General features: G+C 73.8%; 13 protein-coding genes. 6 read left to right on the top strand and 7 right to left on the bottom strand.

The features are described from left to right. Positions 1–124: 124 nt before the first annotated feature. The 3 genes from AC07A4_RS38640 (at position 125) to glgP (ending at position 7,893) form a co-directional block, all read left to right on the top strand. Positions 125–2,737 (top strand): serine/threonine-protein kinase, encoded by a 2,613-nt coding sequence (locus AC07A4_RS38640; RefSeq protein ID WP_478608533.1) that lies wholly within the window; start codon positions 125–127, stop codon positions 2,735–2,737. A 74-nt stretch (positions 2,738–2,811) separates the two neighbouring features. Further along, positions 2,812–5,145, top strand: a complete 2,334-nt coding sequence (locus tag AC07A4_RS38635; RefSeq protein WP_478608530.1) for a protein kinase domain-containing protein — start codon at positions 2,812–2,814, stop codon at positions 5,143–5,145. Between the two features lie 114 nt (positions 5,146–5,259). Then, the gene (glgP, locus tag AC07A4_RS38630) at positions 5,260–7,893 is read left to right on the top strand and encodes an alpha-glucan family phosphorylase (RefSeq protein WP_478608527.1); all 2,634 of its coding nucleotides are present in this window, start codon (positions 5,260–5,262) and stop codon (positions 7,891–7,893) included. A gap of 165 nt (positions 7,894–8,058) precedes the next feature. On the opposite strand, the gene AC07A4_RS38625 is transcribed toward glgP, so the two are convergent. Both AC07A4_RS38625 and AC07A4_RS38620 read right to left on the bottom strand, forming a co-directional pair. Further along, complete coding sequence (locus AC07A4_RS38625; RefSeq protein WP_478608524.1) at positions 8,059–9,729, bottom strand: M4 family metallopeptidase; 1,671 nt, start codon at positions 9,727–9,729, stop codon at positions 8,059–8,061. A 254-nt stretch (positions 9,730–9,983) separates the two neighbouring features. Next, positions 9,984–11,663: a M4 family metallopeptidase gene (locus tag AC07A4_RS38620; protein WP_478608521.1), complete on the bottom strand. Its 1,680-nt coding sequence runs from the start codon at positions 11,661–11,663 to the stop codon at positions 9,984–9,986. Between the two features lie 812 nt (positions 11,664–12,475). On the opposite strand from AC07A4_RS38620, the gene AC07A4_RS38615 reads away from it, so the two are divergent. Continuing rightward, entirely contained in the window at positions 12,476–12,760 is a 285-nt protein-coding gene (locus AC07A4_RS38615; RefSeq protein WP_478608518.1) for a DUF6355 family natural product biosynthesis protein, read from the top strand. A gap of 21 nt (positions 12,761–12,781) precedes the next feature. Here AC07A4_RS38615 and AC07A4_RS38610 read toward each other — a convergent pair whose 3' ends face one another. The 5 genes from AC07A4_RS38610 to glgX all read right to left on the bottom strand — a co-directional run bounded on the left by AC07A4_RS38610 (position 12,782) and on the right by glgX (position 21,963). Then, positions 12,782–14,707 (bottom strand): ABC transporter ATP-binding protein, encoded by a 1,926-nt coding sequence (locus tag AC07A4_RS38610; RefSeq protein WP_478608515.1) that lies wholly within the window; start codon positions 14,705–14,707, stop codon positions 12,782–12,784. Beyond that, positions 14,704–16,572 carry an ABC transporter ATP-binding protein gene (locus AC07A4_RS38605; protein WP_478608512.1) on the bottom strand — a complete coding sequence of 623 codons (1,869 nt, stop codon included), beginning with the start codon at positions 16,570–16,572 and terminating at the stop codon, positions 14,704–14,706. The genes AC07A4_RS38610 and AC07A4_RS38605 overlap by 4 nt, the downstream gene beginning before the upstream one ends. A 384-nt stretch (positions 16,573–16,956) precedes the next feature. Next, entirely contained in the window at positions 16,957–18,360 is a 1,404-nt protein-coding gene (locus AC07A4_RS38600; protein WP_478608509.1) for a carbohydrate-binding protein, read from the bottom strand. A 234-nt stretch (positions 18,361–18,594) separates the two neighbouring features. Further along, the gene (locus AC07A4_RS38595) at positions 18,595–19,578 is read right to left on the bottom strand and encodes a LysR family transcriptional regulator (RefSeq protein WP_478608729.1); all 984 of its coding nucleotides are present in this window, start codon (positions 19,576–19,578) and stop codon (positions 18,595–18,597) included. An 81-nt stretch (positions 19,579–19,659) separates the two neighbouring features. Then, positions 19,660–21,963: a glycogen debranching protein GlgX gene (gene glgX / locus AC07A4_RS38590; RefSeq protein ID WP_478608506.1), complete on the bottom strand. Its 2,304-nt coding sequence runs from the start codon at positions 21,961–21,963 to the stop codon at positions 19,660–19,662. 156 nt (positions 21,964–22,119) lie between these two features. Between glgX and AC07A4_RS38585 the strand changes: the two genes are divergently transcribed. Beyond that, entirely contained in the window at positions 22,120–23,388 is a 1,269-nt protein-coding gene (locus AC07A4_RS38585; RefSeq protein ID WP_478608503.1) for a L,D-transpeptidase, read from the top strand. Positions 23,389–23,565: 177 nt separating this feature from the next. Beyond that, complete coding sequence (locus AC07A4_RS38580) at positions 23,566–24,807, top strand: L,D-transpeptidase (protein ID WP_478608500.1); 1,242 nt, start codon at positions 23,566–23,568, stop codon at positions 24,805–24,807. Positions 24,808–24,896: the final 89 nt, after the last annotated feature.

Below are 24,896 nucleotides of genomic sequence, written 5' to 3'. Positions count from 1 at the left end.
GGCCCATGAGCTGCCGTGGCCCGGGTGGAGCGAGTAATCTGCCGGGGCGCTCGACGGGACGGCGGCGCACGGGTGAACAGGTAAACAGGTAAACAAGGGGGGACGGGGCGGGATGATCGGTCAGTTGAGGGACGCGTCCCCGCGCCGGATCGGTCCGTACGAGACGGTCGCGCGCCTCGGCGCGGGCGGCATGGGCGAGGTCTTCCTGGCCGTGCCGGAGCGCCCGGCGGGGGCACCGGCGGGCCCGTACGACCCGGAGGGGCTCGTCGCCGTCAAGGCCGTCCGGCGGGAGGTCGCGGGCGAGCCCGCGTTCCGCGCCCGCTTCCGCCGCGAGATCGCCGTCGCCCGCTCCGTCGGCCACCCGCACGTCGCGCGGCTCGTCGCCGGTGACGCCGACGCCGAACAGCCCTGGCTCGCCACCGAGTACGTGCCCGGGCCCACGCTCGCCGCGGCCGTGCGGCGGCACGGGCCGCTGCCCGCCGCGGGCGTCGCCGCGCTCGGCGCCGCCCTGGCGCGGGCGCTCGCCGCCGTGCACGCCGCCGGTGCCCTGCACCGCGACCTGAAGCCCGCCAACGTCCTCATCGGCCCCGAAGGCCCCAAGCTCATCGACTTCGGCGTCGCGCGGACCCCCGGCGCCACCACGATGACCTCCACCGGGCTGCTCGTCGGCACCCCCGGGTTCATGTCGCCCGAGCACGTCGCGGGCGGACGGCACGTCGTGGCGGGGTCCGACGTCTTCTGCCTCGCCTCCGTGCTCGGGTACGCGGCGGCGGGCCGCGACCCGTTCGGGGACGGCCCCGTGGCCGCCGTCCTGTACCGGGTGTCCCGCGCCGAGGCCGACCTGGACGGCGTGCCGGACGGGCTGCGCGAGGTGCTCGGGGCCTGCCTGGTCGCGGACGCGGCCGAGCGCCCCGAACCGGAGGTCCTCGCCGAGGAGTTGGCGGCCCTTGGCGAAGGACCCGGCTTCGTGTGGCCCGCGCCCGTCCTGGAGGCCATCGGCTCCATCCGGCGCGACGTGGAGCAGCTGTGCGCCGCCGGGCGGCCGCTCCTTCCGCTGCCCGCGCCGCCCGCGGCGCCGCCGGGCCAGGAGCCCACGCCCACGTGGACGCCGACCGCGCTCAACACGCCCACCGCGCCGGGCACGGCGCCCGCGTCGGCCCACGACCTGCCGACGATGGGCGCGCGGCCCGCCGCGAGCACTGGCGCCACGGCCGCCGCGGCCAGCACAGCCGCCACAGCTGTCCCCGGGCCGCCCCGCCGTCGTCGCCGCGCCACCCTCGCCGTCATCGCCGCCGTCGCCGTGGCCGGAGGGGCGGCGGGCGCCCTCCTCGCCCTGTTCGGCCCGGAGTCGGGCGACGGCGGCGACGGCGGCGAAGGCGGCCGAGGGGGTGGCGGCGCAGGAGCGGGCGGCGTCGCACCCGCCCAGCTCATCGCCGCCGCGGGCGTCGACAAGAGCGGCACCGACGACCGCAGCGGCGTCGTCCCCCAGCTCCCCGCCCAGCGCCCCAAGGGCTGGAAGCCCTGGCGCGGCTCCTTCAGCCACGCGCCCATGAACTGCGCCGCCGACACCCGCGCGGTCGTATGCCTGCTGACCAACGGCGTGTACGAGGCGCTCGGCGCCGCCGACGGCAAGCGCCTGTGGATGTCCGACGGCCGGACGGGCACCGACGGCGGCACCGGGGGAGAGGCCTACATCAGCCCGTCCGGGAAGCTCTTCATGCCCGGCGACGCACAGGCGCCGGTCGTGCGCGGCGGCACCGCCGTCATCGCGCACCAGGGCCGCCTCCAGGTCCGCGACTCCGCGAGCGGCGCCGTGCGCTGGTCCGCGAACCCGCCCGCGGGCCGGTACTTCACCCGCGCCCTGCTCGGCGACGACCTGCTGCTCGTCGCCGCCGAGGCCAAGCCCGAGGGCAACGGCGGGGTCCGCGGCGCGGAGCTCCTCGCGTACCCGGTCAAGGGCGGCGCGCCCCGCTGGACCGCGCCGCTGAGCACCGAGGACCTCGCGGGCGCCGAACAGAACGGCCAGTACGGCGCCGAGGTCATCCGGCACGGGCGGGTCTACACCGACGCCAAGGAGGGCCTGGTCGCCCTCGACGCCAGGACCGGCGCGCGCGTGGGCAAGCCCTACGCCAAGACGCAGTGCCACTCCGTGATGGCCGTCGGCGGGCAGATCCTGTGCCCGCACGTGCTGACCGGGTCCTCCGGCTTCGGCGACGCCACCGACGCCCCCCAGACCCGGGTGACCCGGCTCGACGCCCGGACCCTGGACGCCAAGGGGTCGTTCGGCCTGAAGGCACCGCCGGTCCAGGCGGACGGGACGGTGCCGCCCGACGTCGTCGTCAGCGCGGTCGGCGCCCGCAGCGCGGCCGCCTACGACGTCCAGCGCCGCCGGCTCCTCGTGGCCGACACGGGCAGCGGGCGCGTCACCCGCCAGGAGCCGCTCAGCGTCGTCGACGACCAGATCGAGCGGACCGTGTCCTCGCCGCCGCTCCTCATCGGCGGCCGCGCGCTGACCGCCGACAACACCACGCTGCGCACGGTGCCGCTGACGGCGTCCGGCGGGGTCCGTTCGCTGCGGGTGCCGGGCGCGCCGGGCGACCGGGCCCCGAAGCGGGGCGACGACCCCGGCACCGTCATCGCCGACCACCTGCGGCCGCCGACGGTCCTGCCGCTCGGCGGGGTCGCCACGATCGTGTACGACCAGGGGACGGTCGCCTCGGTCCGCGTCCCGTCCTGACGCCCCGCGCTCGCCCTCACGTTCCGCTTCCCGGCCGCCCCGCACTCCCGCGGCCCCGACTTCCGGAGACCTCCGTGCTCGAACCGCTGACCGGGCCGCCGCGGCACGTCGGCCCGTACCGGCTGCTCGCCCGCGTCGGCGCGGGCGGCATGGGCGAGGTGTTCCTCGCGCGGTCCGCTCCCGGCGCGCCGCTCGTCGCCGTGAAGACGGTCCGCGCCGACCTCGACATCGACCACGAGTTCCGGGTCCGCTTCCGCCGGGAGATCGCCGCGGCGCGCGCCGTCTCCGGGACCGGCACCGCCGCGCTCCTCGCGGGCGACGCGGACGCCGAAGTGCCCTGGCTGGCCACGGAGTACGTGGCCGGGCCCGCGCTGTCCCAGGCCGTGCGCCGGTGCGGGCCGCTGCCCGCGGGCGCGGTGCGCGCGCTCGGCGCCCGGCTCGCGGACGCCCTCGCCGCCGTCCACCGGGAACAGGTCCTGCACCGCGACCTCAAGCCCGGCAACGTCCTGCTCACCCCCGGCGGGCCCAAGCTCATCGACTTCGGCATCGCGCAGGCCTTCGACGCCACCGCGCTCACCACCGCGGGCATGATCGTGGGCACGCCCGGCTTCATGGCGCCCGAACAGCTCCTGGGCAGCCACGCGGTCGTCCCCGCCTCCGACGTGTTCGCGCTCGGCGCGGTGCTCGCGTACGCGGCGAGCGGGCGCGGGCCCTTCGACGACGAGGAGCTCGCCGCCGTCATCTTCCGCATCACGCGCGGCGACGCGGACCTCGAAGGGGTGCCCCGGGAGAGCGGCCTGCGCGAGACCGTCGCGGCCTGTCTGGCGCCCGAGCCCGGTGACCGGCCCACGGCACCGGAGCTCGCGGCCCGCCTCGGGGGCGGCGCGGCGGCCGTGCCCTGGCCCGCCGAGGTCCTGTCCCTGTTCGCGGAGCACCGCGAGGCCGTGGAGCGGTGCGAACGGGCCGTCGCCGCACGGGAGTTCGCGGGCGCGGACACGGTGACGGGCGGCGCGGCGGGTCCGCCGCCGGGCCTCCCGGCGCCACCAGTCGCCGCCCCTGACCGCCCTGCTCCGCGCCGCCACTGGCCCTGGATCACCGCCGCCGCGCTCGCCGCGGCCGCCGTGACCCTCACCGCCGTGCTCCTCCCGGGCGGCGACGGTGACGACGGCGGACCCAAGGGCGGCGGCACGAGCGACACGGGGTCCTCTGGAGGCGAGGGCGGCCAGAAGGGTTCCGGGCCGCGCGTCGTCACCGCGTACGGCGATGTCTTCCGCGGCGGCGACCACGGCCGCGAAGGCACCCGCGCCGCAGCCCGCCCCCAGGGCTGGAAGCCCTGGACCGCCAACCGGCCGGAGGGCCTGGACGACCAGGGCGACGGCTGCGTCCTCGCCGCCGCCACGCTGGTGTGCCGCGACGGCAAGGGCGCGGCCGCCGCCTTCGACGCGGCGAGCGGCCGCCACCGCTGGACCACCCGCGGCTTCCCCGGCGCCGAGGGGAACCTGACCGGCCTGCACACGGTCGCGCCCGAGGCCACCGCCGACGGCCGTGCCGTCTTCGTACCGAGCGAACTCGGCGTCACCAAGGTCGACGTGGCGACCGGCGCCGAGCGCTGGCGCAAGGCCGTCGTCGGCACCTCCGGCACGCTCGCCATGGCGTACGCCAAGGGCGTGGTGTACGTCGCCGAACTCCGCTACGGCGGCTCCGGCCCCGGCGACTCGGCGGGCACCACCGTCATCCGCGCCCGCTCCGCCGCCGACGGCCGCCAGCTGTGGCGTTCCAAGGAGCTGCCGAAGACGTCCACGTCCCTGGTCGTGCACGGCGGCCGGGTGTTCACCGCCCTGGAGAAGGGCGCCGTGGTCCGCCTCGACGCGCGGACGGGCGCCGTCGAGCGCACGGCCGACGTCCCCTGCGGGCAGCTGATGCTGCGCGGCGCGGACGCGGTGGCCTGCTGGGGCGACGGCCGCGCGGGCGTGCGCGACCTCGACCCCGAGACGCTGCGGACCCGGCGCGTCCTCGCCCCCGGAGTGGAGCCCTCCGGGCCGCGGCCCGTGGTCGGCGCGGCGGGCGTCCTCGTCGTGGCGAGCCGGAACCCCGATCAGGACGCCGTCGTCGACCACCACCTGAGCGGCTACGACTGGCGCACCGGCCGACGCCTGTGGCGCTACGGCGCCCCGACCGGCCTGAGCACCCTCGCGCTCGCCGACGACCGGGTGCTGTCCACCGGGGACTTCGAGATGCGCGGCCTGCGCCTCGACGGCGACGTCGACACCCTGCGCACCAAGCGGGTCGACCGGGGCGACGCCAGCGGCTCGAAGCCCGGCTTCGCCTGGTTCGGCCAGCCGCTCTACGCGGGCGGAGCCGTCTTCACGACGGTCGACGGAAAGGTGATCTCCGGGTACGCGCCCTGACCCCCAGGCCCGCCGTCGCCGCGCGCACGGCGGCGTGAACGCCCCGTGGTGGCGGGCCCTGCCGACGCCCTACCGTCGACGCGACACGTACGTCCTCCGACAGGGGTGCCTTCCGTGAAAGCCATCCGCCGCTTCACCGTACGTCCCGTCCTGCCGTCCCCGCTCGCCCCGCTCGCCGAACTCGCCCGCAATCTGCGCTGGTCCTGGCACGCGGGGACCCGCGACCTCTTCCGGGACGTCGACCCCGACCGGTGGGACGCCTCGGGCGGCGACCCCGTGCGCCTCCTCGGCTCCGTGCCGCCCGCCCGCCTGGCCGCGCTCGCCGCCGACGCGGACTTCCCGCGCCGCCTCGCCCAGGCGGCCGACGACCTGCGCGCGTACCTCACGGAACCCCGCTGGTACCAGGAGCAGGGCGGCCGCGATGCCGAACTGCCCGCCGCCATCGCCTACTTCTCGCCCGAGTTCGGCATCACGGCCGCCCTGCCGCAGTACTCCGGCGGCCTCGGCATCCTCGCGGGCGACCACCTGAAGGCGGCCAGCGACCTCGGCGTCCCGCTCGTCGGCGTCGGCCTGCTCTACCGGCACGGCTACTTCCGGCAGTCCCTCACCCGCGACGGCTGGCAGCAGGAGCACTACCCCGTGCTCGACCCCAACGAGCTGCCCCTGACCCTGCTCCGCGAGCCGGACGGCGCGCCCGCCCTGGTGCGGATCGCCCTGCCCGGCGCCCGCGCGCTGCGCGCCCACGTCTGGCTGGCCCGGGTCGGCCGCGTCCCGCTGCTGCTCCTGGACTCCGACGTCGAGGAGAACGACCCCGGCGCCCGCGAGGTCACCGACCGGCTCTACGGCGGCGGCAGCGAGCACCGGCTGCTCCAGGAGATGCTGCTCGGCATCGGCGGCGTCCGCGCCGTACGGACGTACTGCCGTCTGACCGGCCACCCGGAGCCCGAGGTCTTCCACACCAACGAGGGCCACGCGGGCTTCCTCGGCCTGGAGCGCGTCCATGAACTCGTGCGGGACGGGATCGGCTTCGACGCCGCCCTGGAGGCCGTGCGCGGCGCCGCCGTCTTCACCACCCACACCCCCGTGCCCGCCGGGATCGACCGCTTCGACCGCGAGCTGGTCGCCCGCCACTTCGGCCCCGACGCGGAACTGCCGCACATCGACGTCGAGGTGATCCTGCGCCTGGGCATGGAGACCTACCCGGGCGGGGAGCCCAACGTCTTCAACATGGCCGTGATGGGGCTGCGGCTCGCGCGCGGCGCCAACGGCGTGTCCACGCTGCACGGCCGGGTCAGCAGGGAGATGTTCCAGGGCCTGTGGCCGGGCTTCGACCCCGAGGAGGTGCCCATCGGCTCCATCACCAACGGGGTGCACGCGCCCACTTGGGTGGCCCCCGAGGTGATCCGGCTCGGCGCCCGCCAGATCGGCGAGCGGCGCACCGAACAGGCCCTGTCCGTCGGGGACTCCGAGCGCTGGGACGCCGTCGCCGACATCCCGGACGGCGACATCTGGCGGCTGCGCCGCGAGCTGCGCGGACAGCTCGTCGACGAGGTCCGGCGGCGGCTGCGCCTCTCCTGGCGCCAGCGCGGCGCGGCCACCGCCGAACTGGGCTGGATCGACGAGGTCCTCGACCCGGACGTCCTCACCGTCGGCTTCGCCCGCCGCGTGCCCGCGTACAAGCGCCTGACGCTCATGCTGCGCGACCGCGACCGGCTCATGGAGCTGCTCCTGCACCCCGAGCGGCCGCTGCAGATCGTCGTGGCGGGCAAGGCGCACCCGGCCGACGACGGCGGCAAGCGGCTCATCCAGGACCTGGTGCGCTTCACCGACGACCCGCGCGTGCGGCACCGGATCGTGTTCCTGCCGGACTACGGCATGGCGATGGCCCGGACGCTGTACGCGGGCTGCGACGTGTGGCTCAACAACCCGCTGCGCCCGCTGGAGGCCTGCGGTACCTCCGGCATGAAGGCCGCCCTCAACGGCTGCCTCAACCTGTCGGTCCTGGACGGCTGGTGGGACGAATGGTTCGACCCTGACTTCGGCTGGGCCATCCCCACCGCCGACGGCGCCGCCACCGACGACCACCGCCGCGACGACCTGGAGGCCGCCGCCCTGCACGACCTCCTTGAGCGGCGCGTCGCCCCCCGCTTCTACGAGCACGGCCCCGGCGGCCTGCCCGACCGGTGGATCGAGATGGTCCGCAGGACCCTGACCAGGCTCGGCCCGAAGGTCCTGGCCGGACGCATGGTGCGGGAGTACGTGGAGCGCCTGTACGTCCCGGCCGCGCGCGCCCACCGCACGCTCGACGCGCGGTCGGCCGCCGACCTCGCGGCCTGGAAGTCCCGGGTACGGGCGGCCTGGCCGGGCGTAGCGGTCGACCACGTGGAAAGCGCGGCGAGCACGGCGGCCGCCACCGCCGAGCTCGGCACGACCCTTGCGCTGCGGGTGCGCGTCCGGCTCGGGGACCTGACGCCCGACGACGTCGAGGTGCAGGCCGTCGCGGGCCGCGTCGACCCCGAGGACCACATCACGGACGCGACCCCGGTGCCGCTGAAGCCCACCGCCGCACCGGACGGCGAAGGGGGCCTCCTCTACGAGGGCCCCCTGTCCCTGGACCGCACCGGCCCCTTCGGCTACACCGTCCGCGTCCTGCCCGCCCACCACCTCCTGGCGTCCGCCCCGGAACTGGGCCTGGTGACGGTGCCTTCGGAGACACCGGGGGAGGCGGCCGGGGTCTTGATGAGGTAGGTGAGGCGCGCCCCGTAGGGGCGCGGGGCTGTGCACATGTGCGGCTCCGCCGCGTGGGCGCGACCAGCCACAACGATGCCCGCACATGCCCACCACGTGGTACGGGCGGCACCCAGGGGTGAAGACCCCCGGATGCCGCCCGGTTCAAGAGGGCAGGAGCCCCGATTACTTGACGTTCACGCCGGTCCACGCGGCAGCGACGGCCTTGGCCTCCGCGGAGCTGGCCCCATAAAGGTCACCCGCAGCCTTGACGGTGTCCTTGCGCGCCTGCGCGTAGTCCGTCGTGGTGGTGAAGTACGTCGTCAGGGCCTTGAACCAGATCTTCGCGGCCTTGTCGCGCCCGATGCCGGTGACCTTGGAGCCGTCCTTGGTCGGGCTGTCGTACGTCACGCCGTCGATCGTCTTCTTTCCGCTGCCCTCGCTCAGCAGGTAGAAGAAGTGGTTGGCGATGCCGGAGGAGTAGTGGACGTCCACGTTCCCGGCGTTGCTGCTCCAGTAGTCGAGCGACGAGCCGTCCTTGGAGGGCTTGTCCATGTAGCGCAGCGGGGTGCCGTCGCCGTTGATGTCGATCTTCTCGCCGACGAGGTAGTCGCCCTTGTCGGAGCCGTTCTTGGCGTTGAACTCGACGGCGGCGGCGAAGATATCGCTGGTGGCCTCGTTCAGGCCGCCGGACTCACCGCTGTACTCCATGTTGCCGGTGGCCGAGGTGACGCCGTGGGTCATCTCGTGGGCGGCCACGTCGATGGAGGTGAGCGGCTTGGCATTGCCCTCGCCGTCGCCGTACGTCATGCAGAAGCAGGAGTCCTGCCAGAACGCGTTGACGTAGGCGTTGCCGTAGTGCACGCGGGACGTGGCGCCCTTGCCGTCGCCCTTGATGCCGCTGCGGCCGTGCACGGACTTGTAGTAGTCCCAGGTCAGACCGGCGCCGTAGGCGGCGTCGACGGCGGCGGTCTGGGTGTTGGCGGGCTTGCCGGTGCCCCAGACGTCGTCGGCGTCGGTGTAGAGCTTGCCGCCGCTGGAGCCGTGGTTCAGGTCGAGGGTCTTGTGGTTGCCGCGCCCGGAGTCGGTCAGCTGGTAGGTGCTGCCGCTCTTGACGGAGCCGACCGTGACCTTGCCGCTGTACTGGCTGTTGCCGACGCCGTTCTCGACGGCCTGGTACTGGTAGAGCTTCTTGCCGGTGGCCGCGTCCGTGATGACGTGCAGCTCGCTCGGCGTGCCGTCCTTCTGCACGCCGGTGACGACGGTCTCGAAGGCGAGGACCGGCTTGCCCTGCGCGGCCCAGATGACCTTGCGGGGCTCGCGGGCGTCGGCCTTCTTGGTCTCGCCGGACGTCGCCGCGGTGGCCTGGGCCGACTTGGCCACGGCCTTCGGGGCGAGCTTGGCGGAGGTCGAGGCCACCTTCAGGGCGGCCTTGGTGGCCTTGGTGACGCCCTGGACCGAGCCGTCCTTCGCGGTGTGGACGACGAGGTCGCCGCCCAGGACCGGCAGGCCCGCGTACGTCCGCTCGTAGCGCGTGTGGGTGGTGCCGTCGCGGTCCTTGATGACGTCCTTGACGACCAGCTTCTCCTTGGCGCCGAGGCCGATGCGGTCGGCGGTGGCACCGGACGCGGCCGTGGCGCTCTTCAGGAGACCGGCGTGCGCCGCGGCGGAGAGCTTCGCCGGGGCGGCCGCGGGCTGGGGCGCGGCGGCCGGGTCGGGCTGTGCGGAGGCGCCGGTGGTCAGTCCGGCGGTGAGAAGCGCTCCCGCGGCCACGGCGGTGGCGAGGGCCAGGGTGGAACGCTTCTTCGTTATGTGGGGGGTCACGCAGGCTCCTTCGTGGGGAGGCCCGGATGGCATGGGGGACCACCCGGGCCGGTCGGTGCTGTGCGGGTGTACTCGTGTGCCGTGCGTGAGCAGCGTGCCATTTGAGCCAGGTACATGTCAGGACCTTGATTGAATGTTGGCCAAATCATGTCCGTTGGCCGATGGTCAGGGTCCGTCATGCGAACAGCGTGTGAACCGGGCGGCCGCTCCGGGGGGTTGGTGGTACCGGGCTCCCCGGAGCGGCGCCCGCGAACCGGCCGGTCACCCGCTCACCGGCCGTCCGTCGCTCAGGGGCGAGCGCCGACGTTCACGGCGGCCCAGGCGTTGGCGACCGCGGTGTGCTCCGGGCTGCCGGCGCCGTAGAGCTCGCTCGCCGCGGCCAGCGTGCCGGTGCGCGCCGCCGCGTAGTTGGTGGTCGTCGTGAACTTCGTGGTGAGCGCCCGGAACCAGATCTTCGCGGCCTTGTCGATGCCGATTCCGGTCACGGGCTTGTTGTCATACGTCGGAGAGTCGTACGACACGCCGTTGACGACCTTCTTCCCGCTGCCTTCGCTCAGCAGGTAGAAGAAGTGGTTGGCGATGCCCGAGGAGTAGTGCACGTCCACGTTGCCCGCGCTGCTGCTCCAGTTGTCGAGCGAACGGCCGTCCTTGGACGGCTTGTCCATGTAGCGCAGCGGCGTGCCGTTGCCCCGGATGTCGATCTTCTCGCCGACCAGGTAGTCGCCCACGTCGTTCGGGTTCTTGGCGTTGAACTCGACGGCGGCGGCGAAGATATCGCTGGTCGCCTCGTTCAGACCGCCGGGCTCGCGGCTGTACTGCATGTTGCCGGTCGCGGCCGTGACGCCGTGGGTCATCTCGTGCGCGGCCACGTCGATCGACGTCAGCGGCTTGGCGTTCCCCGAGCCGTCGCCGTACGTCATGCAGAAGCAGGAGTCCTGCCAGAACGCGTTCACGTAGTTGTTGCCGTAGTGCACGCGCGAGGTGGCGCCGCGGCCGTCGTTCCTGATGCCGTTGCGGCCGTGCACGTTCTTGTAGTAGTCCCAGGTCAGCGCCGCGCCGTAGTGGGCGTCCGCGCCCGCGGTCTCGGCGTTGGAGGCCTGGCCGTTGCCCCAGATGTCGTCCGGGCCGCTGAAGAGGGTGCCCGATCCTGACGTGCCGCGGTTGAGGTTGCGCGTCTGGTGGTTGCCGCGCGCGGTGTCGGTCAGCGTGTACTGCGAGCCCGACTGCTGCGTGGTGAGCGGGACCTGGCCGCTGTACTGCGTGTTTCCGGTGCCCTGGTGGACGCCCTGCCACTCGCCGAGCCTCTTGCCGGTCGCGGCGTCGGTGACCACGTGCAGCTCGTTCGGCGTGCCGTCCTGCTGGAAGCCGCCGACGACCGTCTCGTACGCGAGCCGCGGCGCGCCGCCCTTGCTGTCGGCCAGCCAGATCACCTTGCGGGGCGCCCGCTCGGCCTTCAGCTTCTTCGAGCCGTCCGCCTTGGCCGCGCCCAGGGCCTGCCGCTTCGCGGCGGCGGCCGTCACGTCGGCGCTCGTGTCGATGCCCGCGAGGCGCGCCTTGGAGGCGCGGTTGACGTCCCGTACGTCACCCGACTTGCCGGTGGCGACCACCAGGTCGCCGCCGAGCACGGGCAGACCCGCGTACGTGCGCTCGTAGCGGGTGTGCGTGGTGCCGTCGCGGTCCTTGATGACGTCGCGGACGACCAGTTTCTCCTGGGCGCCGAGCCGCAGTTCCCTGGCGGTGGCCGCCTTGGCGGAGTCGGCGTCGCGGAGCAGCTCCGCGCGCTGCGACGGCGTCAGCTTCACGGGCGCGACCCCGGCGTTCGCCTTCGTGCCGGAGCCGCCCGGGTCGGCCGTGGCCGTGGTCGCCTGCACGGTGACGCCGACCAGGGCCGCGGCCGAGAGGAACGCGGCGGCGGCGGTGGCGCGCCTGCGGGTGGAGCGTCTGCGCGGTGTGGGGGATGTGCTCAACACGGACTCCTTCTGCGGGCCGCGGGGTTGCGGCCGGGGGCAACCGGGCGGCGGGTGACCGTCCGGGGCTGAGCAGGGCAGTACGTGGTGCGTGAGCCGCCGGTGCGTGGACCGTGCGACTGGTGAGGGGAAGAGTGCCATTCGAGACAGGTACATGTCATTCAGTTGGCGTACTTTGGCTGGAAAACGTCCGGTGCCTGGGTTCGGGCGTCCGGTATGCGGGCGCAAAGCCCGCACGCCGGGGGGTGGTTGAGACGCCGCCCCCCCTCAGACGGGGGGAGGGAAACTCGCCCCGGCATATGTCTCACCCTCCCTGGGCGGCCGGGTCCACGAGCGGGTCGCCCGTGCCCGGCGAAGGACGCGTACCGTTCGGGCGGGCTCGCCCGCCATGGCGGCGGCGGGGGGCGGCCCACGCACTCCTCAAGGGCGCTCACGCGTGCGGCCGTCACGGGTGCGAACCCCGGTCAGCGGGTGCGCGAGGCCTCCTCGTCGCCCTTGTCCCGCACTTCGTCCGGATCGCACGGCGTCCGCCCGCTCACCGCTCCACGCGTCCGGGCCCCGGCACATCGGCACATCGGCGCATCGACGCAGGTCGGCGCGGTCGGCGCCGGCCCGCACGGACGCCGCCGCGCTCACCTGATCGGGGCACTGGCGAAACGATCCACCGGGTGAAGGGCGCGAACGTGGATCAACTGCCGGGCGCGGCGCCGCGATCCTGAGGCGGCCGGTCGGCCGACCGGCCGCCGGGCAGCGGCTCGTCCGAGCCCGCGCCACGCCCGCACCGCCCCCCGCTCGAAGGAGTTCCCTTGCGCATGCGCCGTACGGTCACCAGCGCCCTTGGTTCCGCCGCCCTCGTCCTCGCCTCCCTGGGCGCGGTGACCGCCACCGCGAGCCCCGCGGCCGCCGATCCGTGCGGCTTCTACGAGACCGGCTCCGACGCCTTCTACAACCACTGCACCGCGGACGGCTCGAACGTGGTCATCCACGTCAGGGTCGCCTTCGCGCCCGACTACGAGCGGTGTGTCGGCCCCGGCAGGACCTGGCTTGGCTCGGCCAGCAAGATCCAGGGCGCCCACTACGCGGGCCGCACCTGCTGACGTCCACCCGCCCGTGGCGGGTCAGCCCACCAGGCTGTCCCGCCACGCCCGGTGCAGGTCCGCGAACGGGCCCGTGCCCGCGATGAGTTCGGCCGGTGAGCCGTCCTCGACGACGCGGCCGCGCTCCATGACCAGGACCCGGTCGGCGATCTCCACCGTGGAGAGCCGGTGGGCGATCACCACCGCCGTGCGGCCGCGCAGGACCGTGTCCATCGCGCGCTGCACGGCCCGCTCCCCGGGGATGTCCAGGGAGCTGGTGGCCTCGTCCAGGATCAGCACGGCCGGGTCGGCGAGCAGCGCCCGCGCGAACGCGACCAGCTGCCGCTGCCCGGCCGAGATGCGGCCGCCGCGCTTGCGGACGTCCGTGTCGTAGCCGTCGGGCAGGGCGCTGATGAAGTCATGGGCGCCGATGGCCTTCGCGGCCGCCTCGATCTCCTCGCGGGTGGCGTCCGGGCGGCCGATCGCGATGTTCTCCGCTACCGTGCCGGAGAACAGGAACGCCTCCTGCGTGACCATGACCACCCCGCGCCGCAGCTCGGTGACCGCGAGCTCGCGCAGGTCGACGCCGTCCAGCAGGACGCGCCCCTCGGTGGGGTCGTAGAGCCGGGCGAGCAGCTTGGCGAGCGTCGACTTGCCCGCGCCCGTGGAGCCGACGACGGCGACCGTCTGCCCGGCGGGCAGCGTGAGGTCGAAGCGCGGCAGGACCTCGCCGCCGGTGCGGTACGCGAACCGCACGCCCTGGAAGTCCACGGTCCGCCCGGGGTGTTCGGAGGCGAGGGCGGGCAGCGGCCGGGCGTCCTTGGGTGCGGGCTCGGGCACGGACGGCGTCTGCGCGAGGAGCCCCGCGATCTTCTCCAGGGAGGCCGCCGCCGACTGGTAGGAGTTGAGGAACATCCCGAGCCGGTCGATCGGGTCGTAAAGCCGCCGCAGGAACAGCACGGAGGCCGCGAGCACCCCCAGGTCGAGGTCGCCCCGCGCGACGCGGTGGGCGCCCCACAGGACGATCCCGGCGACGGCGGTGTTCGCGACGAGCCGCGAGCCGACCACGTACCGGGCCATCTCAAGGAGCGCGTCGCCGTTGGTGCGCTCGTGCAGGTGGTTCAGGACGTCGAACTGCTCGTCGTTGGCCCGCTCGCGCCTGAACGCCCGCACCGGGCGGATGCCGTTCATCGTCTCCGTGAACTTCACGATCACGGCGGCGATGGCCGTGGAGCGGACGCGGTACACCCGGCCCGCGCGCCGCTGGTACAGCCGTATCAGCAGGTACAGCGGCACGAACGACGCCACCGCCACCGCGCCGAGGCCGACGTCGAGCCAGAGCAGCATCGCCGAGATGTACACGAACGACAGGACGACCGTGAGCAGCTCCTGCAGACCCTCGCTGAGCAGTTCGCGCAGCGACTCCACGTCCGTGGTGGACCGCGAGATGAGCCGCCCGGACGTGTACCGCTCGTGGAAGTCCACGCTCAGCGCCTGCGCGTGCCGGAAGATCCGCCCGCGCAGGTCGAGCAGTACGTCCTGGTTGACCCGCGCCGAGGCGATGATGAACGCGTACTGCAGCGCCCCCGCGGCCCCCGCGCACAGCGCGTACCCGACGCCCACCGCGATCAGCGGGCCGTAGTCGTCCGCGCGCACCGCGGGCACCGCCCGGTCGATGGCGTACGCGACGAGCAGCGGGCCCGCCTGCACGACGGCCTGCTGGAGCAGCAGCAGGACCGCGGCGAGCGTGACGCGGGCGCGCCGGGGCGCGAGCAGCGAGCGCAGCAGCCGCCCGGTGGCGCCGGGCGGCGCGGGCAGCGCGTCGCTGTCGAAGGCGTCGCCGTCGAAGGCGCCGCCCCCGTCGCCGCCGGGCCCGCCGTGGGTGCCCGTGGTGTCCGCCGTCGCCCCTGCCGCCGCCGGGTCCGGCCGCTCGGGCCGCGCCGCCTTGGCCGTGTTGACCGTGCTCACTTCGCCCTACCCCCAGACATCAGCCACGCGTACTCCGCGTTGTCCCGCAGCAGTTCGTGATGGGTGCCCACGGCCGCGATCTTCCCCTCGGAAAGCAGCGCGACCCGGTCCGCGAGGAGCACCGTGGACGGGCGGTGCGCCACGACCAGGGCCGTGGTGTCGCTCAGGACCCGCCGCAGTGCGGCCTCCACGAGGGCCTCGGTGTGCACGTCGAGCGCCGAAAGCGGGTCGTCGAGGACGAGGAACCTCGGCTGCCCCACCACGGCGCGGGCCAGCGCCAGGCGCTGCCGCTGCCCGCCGGACAGGCTCAGGCCCTGCTCGCCGACCTGCGTCGCGGCCCCCTGCGGCAGCCGGTGCACGAACTCCGCCTGGGCCACGGCGAGGGCCCGGTCGAGCGCCGCCTTCCCGGCGTCGTCGGCGGCCCCGCGAGCGGCGCCCTCGGCGGCCCCCGCGCGAGAGGTGTCCTCGGCGTCCCCCGAGCGATCGGCGCTCCCGGCGCCCGCGCCCATGAGGACGTTCTCGCCCACGGACGCCGAGAACAGCGTGGGCTCCTCGAAGGCCACGGCCACCAGCTCGCGCACCCGTGCCCGGGGCAGGGCGGCGATGTCCTCGCCGTCCAGCGTGATGCGGCCCTTCGTCACGTCGTGCAGCCGGGGCACGAGCGCGGTCAGGGTGGTCTTGCCGCTTCCGGTGGCCCCGACGAGGGCCATCGTCTCGCCCGGTCTTATGTGCAGGTCGATGTGGTCCAGGACCGGAGGCTCGTCGTCGGGGGCGTCGGGGTAGCGGAACGAGACCCCCTCGAAGCGGAGCCCGCCCTCGCGCGCGGCCGGGGCGGCGGGGGCCGCGCCGGGCGCCGGGTCCGACTCCCCTTCCTCGTCCAGGACTTCGAAGTACCGCTCGGTCGCCGTCGCCGCCTCCTGGCTCATCGCGAGCAGGAAGCCGATCGACTCCACCGGCCAGCGCAGCGCGAGCGCCGTGGACAGGAACGCCACGAGCGTGCCCGCCGACAGATCGCCGTCGGCCACCCGCACGGAGCCCAGGACGAGCGCCCCGCCGATCGCCACCTCTGGCAGCGTCGTGATCACGCCCCAGATCGCGGCGAGCAGCCGCGCCTTGGCCAGCTCCGTGCCCCGCAGCCGCCCGGACAGCTCGCGGAACGCGCGGGCCTGACTGCGGTGCCGCCCGAAGCCCTTGATGATCCGGATGCCGAGGACGCTCTCCTCGACGACCGTCGTCAGATCGCCGACCTGGTCCTGCGCGCGCCGCGCCACGGCCGCGTACCGCCCCTCGAAGTACGAGAGGAAGACCACCATCGGCACCACCGGGGCGAGCAGCACCAGGCCGAGCGTCCAGTCCTGGGCGAGCATGATGAGCACGCCCACCACGATCGTCGCGCCGTTCACCACCAGGAACGTCAGCGGGAACGCCAGGAACATGCGCACCAGCATCAGGTCCGTCGTGCCGCGCGAGAGCAGCTGGCCCGAGGCCCAGCGGTCGTGGAACGCCACCGGCACCCGCTGGAGATGGCGGAACAGGTCCGCCCGCATCGCCGCCTCCACGCCCGCGAGCGGCCGCGCCACCAGCCACCGCCGGAAGCCGAAGAGCAGGGCCTCCGCGACGCCGAGAAGGAGCAGGCACAGGGCCCCGAGCCAGACCCCGCCCGTGTCCCCTTCGGCCACCGGGCCGTCCACCATCCACTTCAGGACGAGGGGGAAGACCAGGCCCGTACAGGACGCGACGATCGCGACGAACGCCGCGCTGAACAAGCGCGTTCGGACGGGGCGCACGTACGGCCACAGCCGGGAGAGCGTCCGGACGGCGGAGCGGCCGTCGGGGAGCGAGGCGGGTTCAGGTGAGGTGGACATCAGGGGTGAGCCTACGTTTCACCACTGACACCGCCCACTGAGTTTCGACCCGGCCGCGGTCCTCCGTTGGTCCTAGGCCCACGCGTACGTGCCCCCGGCGACGAGTCGTTGAGCACCCGCGAACGGGATGTGCTCACACACGCGTCACCAGGGGCACGTCGAACCGTGGCGTCGTCAGGGAGTCGCGCACCATCGACGCCGCGGTCAAGACCCAGTCCCGCCCCGGAGCGGGGCGGCGGACGTCGAGGACCGGGCCGCGGCCGTGTTCGGAGGGTTACCGCCGCGGCCTCCTCGGCTGACCCCCCGTAGCGGTCCAGCCAAGTCCGGAATCCGGTCCTCCGGGGCCGCGCACCCCCCAGCGCGCGACCCCTTCAGCCCTGGGTCCTACCCGCGTTCCCACAACGCGGGCGTGTTCGGGGGCTCCCACCCCGGCTGCGCCTGGTGCGGCTGCAGGCAGGTGAAGGTCTCGCCGCCGTACGTGACCGTGTCACCGGCCGCGTAGACGGTGCCCTCGGCCCAGCTGCCGGTCGGGTCACCCGGGCCGGGGCCCGGGTCCTGGCCGCCGCCCGTGGTCTTCAGCGTCAGCTGGTACTGCTGGAGCAGCGGGTTGATCGGCTGGTGGAACGTGGTCCCGCCGCTGCGGCAGTTGCCGGAGCCGCCGGAGGTCACGCCCTGCGCCTGGCTGCCGGAGATGTACGAGCCGCCGGAGTCACCGGGCTCGGCGCACACCGTCGTGCGGGTCACGCCGCGGATGGTGCCCTCGGGGTAGGTGACGCTCGTGTTGTGCTGCGAGATCGTGCCGCAGTGCCAGCCGGTGGTCGACCCGGACCGGCAGATGGAGGCGCCCACCGGGGACTGCGTGGAGCCCGCGACGCCCACGCGCGCGCCGCCCTGGCCCTTGACGTAGGGAGTCGCCGTCCACTGGGCGTTGGTGGCCACCCACGCCATGTCGTTGCCCGGGAAGATCGAGGCCCGGAACGTGCCCTGGGCCTGCTGGTTGGCGCCGCGCGTGGTGGTGCCCGCGCGGCCGCAGTGCCCGGCGGTCGCGAAGCCCTGCGTGGCGCCCTGCGTCACGGAGAACCCGACGGAGCAGCGGCCGCCGCTGCCCATGTAGTAGGCCTCGCCGCCGATGATGTCGTACAGCTGCTTGGGCCGGTCACTGGTCTTCGCGATCCGCACCAGGGCGCGGTCGACGCCCGCGGCGGCGACGAACTTCTGGGCTGCCGAGGCCTTGACGGCGTTGACGACGACCGCGTTGGTGCGGACGTCGACGTACCAGACGGGCGCGTCGAGGGTCTTCGTCTTCTTGGCGGCCCGGTCCAGGGTGGCCTTGGCGGCGTCGAGGGCGGCGACGGAGTGCCGCACGACCTTGGCCTTGGCGCCCTTCGCCGTGATGGCGGCGACGTCCCGGGCGTCCGTGGTGGCGACCGTGAGCGTGCCCGAGGTGGCGCCGTGGACCCAGGCGCCCGCGAAGTCACGGCCGAGAGCGTTGCGCAGGGCGCCGGCGGCGGCGCCCGCCTCCGCCTCGTTGACCAGACGCGCCTTGGCCTGTGCGGGGGTCAGGCCAAGGTCGCGCTGCATCGCCTTCAGGACCTGGGGTGAGGTCTTGGCGACGGCGGCGGTCTCGGAGGCGGAGGCGGCGGGGGACGGGGTGCTCTGGGCCGACGCCGTGCCGGAGAGCCCGGCGAGGACGAGCGCACCGGCGGCGACGAACGAGGCGCCCGCCGCCGCGAGGCGACGGGGCTCACTACACGTGTGGAGGAACGGGGAGGCATGTCTGCGCTGCATGGGGGTCTCCTCGGTGTCATCGGGGAGAGAGGGATCCGATAAGCGGGGAAGCGGATCCGCTCACTCTCCGGTCGCCCACACCGTAAAAGGGTCAACAGCCCTTAAAGGAGATGCCAGTTACCCCCCTACACCGGTGTTATGGCAGCCCCCCGACCAAGCAGCTCCAGCCCGTCCGGCGTTTGAGGACGAGGCGCGAAGCGCCGATAAGGGGAGGCGGGCAGCGGGGGAGGCGGGTCAAGGCAGGGGCCGGGACCGAGGCCCGCCCGGCAGGGCAGCCGCCCCAGGGGAGGCCAGCCACGCCGCATAACTGTCACTGCGGGCGGCAGCCTCCGCATGGACCCCGCGCGCATGCGCGAACACCGCGGGCGCGGTGTCGTGCGCGTACGTCTCCGGATGCCACCCCAGCAGATGCCGCCAGTACAGCGGCGTCCCCGCAAGCGGCCGCGTCACCACCCCGGCCGTCGGCGGGAACGTCGCCCGGCACAGCCCCACCGCCCGCCCCACCTGCACCAGGTGCACGCAGGACGCGGTGTCCGTCTCGTACACGGACGAGGGCGTGAACCCGGCCCGCGCGCACGCCGCGGTGAAGCAGTCCCCGAAGCAGCCGTCCCCGGGCACGTCCGTCCACGCCTCGTCCGCGAGGTCCGCGAGGCCGATCTCGTCGGCCCCGGCGAGCCGGTGGTCCGAGGCGAGCATGACGAACACCGGGTCCCGGGCGACCTCCCGCCACACGAGCCGCTCCCGCTCCGGCGGCCCGCTCGCCCCGCAGACGCCGACGAGCGCGAAGTCCAGGCGCCCGGAGGCCACCTGCGCGGCGATCTCCCGCTCGGACCACGAGGTGTACGTCGACACGGACTGGTCGGGGTGCGCGGTGGCGAGCCGGTCCACGAGGCCGCCGAGCAGCGGCCCGTGCGTACCGCCGAGCCGAAACCCGCGCTGGTCGCGCCAGGCGCGCGTGAACCGCTCCGCCTCCTCCTGGAGCCCGGTGACCGCGGGCAGCACGATCCGCGCCCGCGCGAGGACGAACTCACCGAGCGCGGTGGGCCGGACCCCGAAGCGGCCGCGCTCGAACAGCTCGCCCCCCAGCGTCCGTTCGATCCGCTTCAGCTGGGCGCTGAGCGCGGGCTGCGCGAGCCCGAGCGCGGTGGCGGCCTTGGTCAGGCTGCCCGCGTCGGCGATCGCCCGGATCGTCTTCAGGTGCCGCAACTCCAGGTCCATGCCGTGAGCTTCGTCGGCCACCGGTCCCTGGGCAATACCTTGGTACGTACCTGAATTCCCGGCGCCGCCCGGCGCCACCCGTCACGCCGTCCCCGGTGCCGTCCCCGGCACCGCCCGCAGCAGCAGCGCCGACCGCGCCACGACCGGCACCGCCGCCCCGGCCGCGAGCAGCGTCCCCGGCGCCTCCCCCTGCTCCTCGCGCGCGGTGTCCACCACCACCTCGTACGCCGACGCCCACGGCGGCCCCGGCAGGGTGAAGTCGGCCTCCCGGTCGGCGGCGTGCAGGACCGCGAGGAAGCTGTCGTCCGTCACCGGCGCCCCGCGCGCGTCCCGGCCCGGGATGTCGCGCCCCGACAGATACATGCCGAGCGTCGCCGCGGGCGCGTACCAGTCGGACTCCGTCATCTCCGTGCCCCGCGCGGTGAACCACGCCAGGTCCCGCAGCCCGTCCGCCGAGTGCGCCCGGCCGGAGAAGAACGCGCGCCGCCGCAGCACCGGATGCGCGTGGCGCAGGCCGATCAGGCGGCAGGTGAGGGCGAACAGGTCCCGCCAGCCCGGCGCCTCGCGCAGCCCCCAGTCCACCCAGCCGGTCTCGTTGTCCTGGCAGTAGGCGTTGTTGTTGCCGCCTTGGGTGCGCCCCATCTCGTCGCCCGCGACCAGCATCGGCACGCCGGTGGACAGCAGGAGCGTGGTCAGCAGGTTGCGCAGCTGCCGCCGCCGCAGGGCGCGGACGTCCGCGTCGTCCGTCTCGCCCTCGGTGCCGCAGTTGAAGGAGCGGTTGTCGGTGGAGCCGTCCCTGTTCCCCTCGCCGTTGGCCTCGTTGTGCTTGCGCTCGTAACTGACGAGGTCGCGCAGCGTGAAGCCGTCGTGGGCGGTCACGAAGTTCACCGACGCGTACGGCCGCCTTCCGCCCCACGCGTACAGGTCGCTCGACCCGGACAGGCGGTAGCCGAGGTCCCGCACGTCCGGCAGGGCGCCCCGCCAGAAGTCCCGTACCGCGTCGCGGTAGCGGTCGTTCCACTCCGTCCACAGCGGCGGGAACGCCCCCACCTGATAGCCGCCCGAGCCGACGTCCCAGGGCTCGGCGATCAGCTTCACGCGCCGCAGGACCGGGTCCTGGGCGATCACCGCGAGGAACGGCGAGAGCATGTCGACGTCGTGGAAGGAGCGGGCGAGCGCCGCCGCGAGATCGAAGCGGAAGCCGTCCACGCCCATCTCGCTCACCCAGTAGCGCAGCGAGTCCGTGATGAGCCGCAGCACGTGCGGCCGCACGACGTGCAGCGTGTTGCCGCACCCTGTGTAGTCCGCGTACCGCCGCGCGTCCGCCTGGAGGCGGTAGTAGCCGTGGTTGTCGATGCCCTTCAAGGACAGCGTCGGGCCCCGCTCCCCGGCCTCCGCCGTGTGGTTGTAGACGACGTCGAGGATCACCTCGATGCCCGCCGCGTGCAGCGCCCGCACCATCCGCCGGAACTCGCCGACCTGCGCTCCCGCGGTGCCCGTCGCCGCGTACGCCGCGTGCGGGGCGAAGTAGCCGATGGAGTTGTAGCCCCAGTAGTTTCTCAGGCCCCGGCGCAGCAGATGGTCCTCGTGCGCGAACTGGTGCACCGGGAGCAGCTCGACGGCCGTCACGCCGAGGCGTACGAGGTGGTCGACCGCCGCCGGGTGCGCGAGGCCCGCGTAGGTGCCCCGCAGCGGCTCCGGCACGTCCGGGTGCAGCCGGGTGAAGCCGCGCACGTGGAGCTCGTAGATGACGGAGTCCGCCCACGGCGTCTTCGGGCGGCGGTCGTCGGCCCACTCGTCGCCCGGCGCGTCGTCGTGCACGACGACGCCCTTGGGCACGTACGGCGCCGAGTCGCGGTCGTCGCGCACGGTGTCCGCGACGTGCTGCTGCGGCCAGTCCCGCACGTGGCCGTACACCTCCGGCGGCAGCGCGCCGTAGTCACGCCCGGGACCGGCGTCGACCGCGCGCGCGTACGGGTCGAGGAGCAGCTTCGCCGGGTTGAAGCGGGCGCCGGTCCACGGGTCCCAGCGGCCGTGCACCCGGTAGCCGTACCGCTGCCCCGGCCGCACCCCCGGCACGAAGCCGTGCCAGATCTCGTGCGTGAGCTCGGTGAGCGGGCAGCGCGTCTCGGCGCCGTCCGCGTCGAACAGACACAGGTCGACGGCGCCCGCCCCGCCCGCCCAGAGCGCGAAGTTGGTGCCCGCCACGCCGTCGGGCCCCACCCGGAAGCGGGCGCCGAGCGGCGTCGGCGCCCCCGGCCACACCGTGCGCGTGGGCGCGGGGCGGACCCGGCCGCCGCGCGCGCCGTTGTAGTCGGCGGCTCCCGCGGGCCTGACCCGGCTCACGGCACGCGCCCCCTTGACTGCCTCCTGCTCGGTCGACACCCCTCAGCCTCCCGCGGCTCGGCCCGGTCGACGCGTGCGCTCGGGGCGCGCGGCGTCCCGGCCGCGGCGCCCCAGACGACGTCCTTCCCCCTGTTCTGCCCAGCGGGCGCGTCGCACTCACGTTTCCCCGGGCGGGGCACCCTCGTTGGGACCGACGTGAGACAGGCAACGAGGCGCGCTCGGCGCGCACGGACCGCGCTGACCGCGGTGGCGGCATGGACAGGACTGGCACTGGGAGCCACGGGCTGCTCCGGCACGGCGCTCGACGGGGTCCTCGGCGCCCCCCGCTCGCCCGCCGACGCGATCCGCGTCACCCCCGGCGACGGCGACAAGAGCGTACGGCCCGAGGAGCGCCTTGAGGTGAAGGTGCCGGACGGGCGCCTGGAGTCCGTGCGGGTGGTCAGGTCCCAGGACGCCCGGGAGTCCGAGGTGCCGGGGCGGATCGCCCCTGACGGCATGAGCTGGCGCCCCGCGAACGGGGGGAAGCTGGCGCTCGCCGCCAAGTACACGGTGGACGCCGTCGCCCTCGACGGCCACGGCCGCCGCTCCGCGCGCCACACGACGTTCACCACGTACGTGCCCGACGAGCGCTTCATCGGCTACGTGTCGCCGGAGAACCGCGCCACGGTCGGCACCGGCATGATCGTCTCGCTGGAGTTCAACCGCGAGATCAAGGACCGCGCCGCCGTGCAGCGCGCCATCGAGGTGACGGCGAAGCCCGCCGTGGAGGTCCGCCCGCACTGGTTCGGCGCCACCCGCGTCGACTTCCGCCCCGAGCGGTACTGGAAGCCCGGCACCGAGGTCACCGTCGCCCTGCGGCTGCGCGACGTGGAGGCCGCGCCCGGCGTGTACGGCCTGCAGCACAAGTCCTTCTCCTTCACCGTGGGACGCAGCCAGGTGAGCCTGGTGGACGCAGCCAGGCACACCATGCGGGTGCACCGCGACGGCGAGCTGATCTCCACGATCCCGATCACCGCGGGCGCCCCGAAGACCACCACGTACAACGGCAAGATGGTCGTCACCGAGATGCTGGAGGTGACCCGCATGAACAGCCGCACGGTCGGCTTCGGCGGGGAGTACGACATCCCGGACGTGCCGCACGCGATGCGCCTGACGACCTCCGGCACCTTCCTGCACGGCAACTACTGGGCCCCGAACGCGCCCGGCAACAGCAATGTCAGCCACGGCTGCGTCGGCCTGCGCGATGTGAAGGGCGGCAGCTCAAGCACCCCCGCGGGCTGGTTCTTCGACCGCAGCCTCATCGGTGACGTCGTCGAGGTCGTCAACAGCCGTGACGAGGAAGTAGCTCCCGACAACGGCCTCGGAGGCTGGAACATGGATTGGGAGGAATGGAAGACCGGGAAGAAATCAGGGCAGGTGCATAAGGCCACCAAGGGGGACAAGCGGGAGCGTTCAAGCCGCTGACGCCACCACCGGCCCGCACCAAGGTCGCAGTTGGAACTGAACGGTGACATTTGGCGGGGAGTCATCGGTGCGGGCCGTGTGGTTATCTAGCGCAGTGCGCGAGCCCGGTGGTCATTCCCGGCCGCGACGGGGCATTGGAGTGCGGGCCTGTCTGGGCCGTGCGAGGGGAGATACATCGTGAACGGGCGACCGATATCGGGGGCGTCGGCCCACGCGCGAAAGCGCGGGCGGCGGCGGGGCGCCAGGACAGTGACCGCGGTGGTGTCGGGGGCGACGCTGCTGCTCGTGGCCGCGTGCGGCGGCGGCTCCGACTCCGGGGACGGCGGCAAGGGCAAGGGCGGCGCGGACAGCGACAAGCCGTCGCAGGCCGTAGTGAGCATCGCCCCCAAGGACAACGCGGACGCCGTCGCGACGAGCGGGGCCCTGCGCATATCGGCCGCCAAGGGCAAGCTGACCGAGGTGACGGTCAAGGACTCCAAGGGCCGCGCGGTCCCCGGGAAGATCGTCTCGGGTGGCGTGAAATGGTCCCCCGAGCGGCACCTGGCCGCCGGGACCAAGTACCAGGTCCACGCGATCGCCAAGGACTCCGAGGGCCGGGTCGCCGCCAAGGACTCGACGTTCACGACGCTGGTGCCGAAGAACACCTTCGTCGGCCAGTTCACGCCGGAGGACGGCACCAAGGTCGGCGTCGGCATGCCGTTCTCGGTGCGCTTCACGCGCGGCATCACGGCGCCGGACGCCGTCGAGCGGGCCATCGACATCAAGACCGAGCCCTCGGTGCCGGTCGAGGGCCACTGGTTCGGCAACGACCGCATCGACTTCCGGCCCGAGAAGTACTGGAAGCCGGGCACCAAGGTCACCGTCAAGCTGAACCTGGACGGTGTCGAGGGCCGCCCGGGCGTCTACGGCAAGCAGGCCAAGACCCTGCGCTTCGAGATCGGCCGCAGCCAGGTCTCCGTCGTCGACGTCAAGACCAAGCAGATGACCGTCAAGCGTGACGGCAAGGTCATCAAGAAGATCCCGGTCACCACCGGCAAGCCCGGGTACGAGACCTGGAACGGCCAGATGGTCATCAGCGAGCGCCTCAAGGTCACCCGCATGAACGGCGAGACCGTGGGCTACGGAGGCGAGTACGACATCAAGGACGTGCCGCACGCGATGCGCCTGTCCACGTCGGGCACGTTCATCCACGGCAACTACTGGGGCGGCGGCGCCTTCGGCAACTACAACGCCTCGCACGGCTGCATCGGCCTGCGCGACGTGCGCGGCGGCTACGACAAGGACGTCTCCGCGGCCTGGTTCTTCGACCGCTCGATGATCGGCGACGTGGTGGTCGTGAAGAACTCCAACGACAAGATCATCGCCCCGGACAACGGCTACAACGGGTGGAACATGTCCTGGGAGAAGTGGAAGGCCTAGGCCCTGTCGTCAAAGTGATCTTGGGTTGTGGATCATGGGGTGGTGATACGCCGCCATGAACTGTCCGATGCCGAGTGGGAACTCGTGCA

It is taken from the genome of Streptomyces sp. NPDC043996, assembly GCF_056435225.1.
This window is presented reverse-complemented; position numbering and strand designations above follow the sequence as displayed.

Excerpts from the sequence above, each read along its gene's own strand:
- AC07A4_RS38625 (WP_478608524.1), bottom strand. The coding sequence starts at position 9,729 with ATGCCATCCGGGCCTCCCCACGAAGGAGCCTGCGTGACCCCCCACATA.
- AC07A4_RS38615 (WP_478608518.1), top strand. The coding sequence starts at position 12,476 with ATGCGCCGTACGGTCACCAGCGCCCTTGGTTCCGCCGCCCTCGTCCTC.
- AC07A4_RS38605 (WP_478608512.1), bottom strand. The coding sequence starts at position 16,572 with ATGTCCACCTCACCTGAACCCGCCTCGCTCCCCGACGGCCGCTCCGCC.
- AC07A4_RS38600 (WP_478608509.1), bottom strand. The coding sequence starts at position 18,360 with ATGCAGCGCAGACATGCCTCCCCGTTCCTCCACACGTGTAGTGAGCCC.
- AC07A4_RS38595 (WP_478608729.1), bottom strand. The coding sequence starts at position 19,578 with ATGGACCTGGAGTTGCGGCACCTGAAGACGATCCGGGCGATCGCCGAC.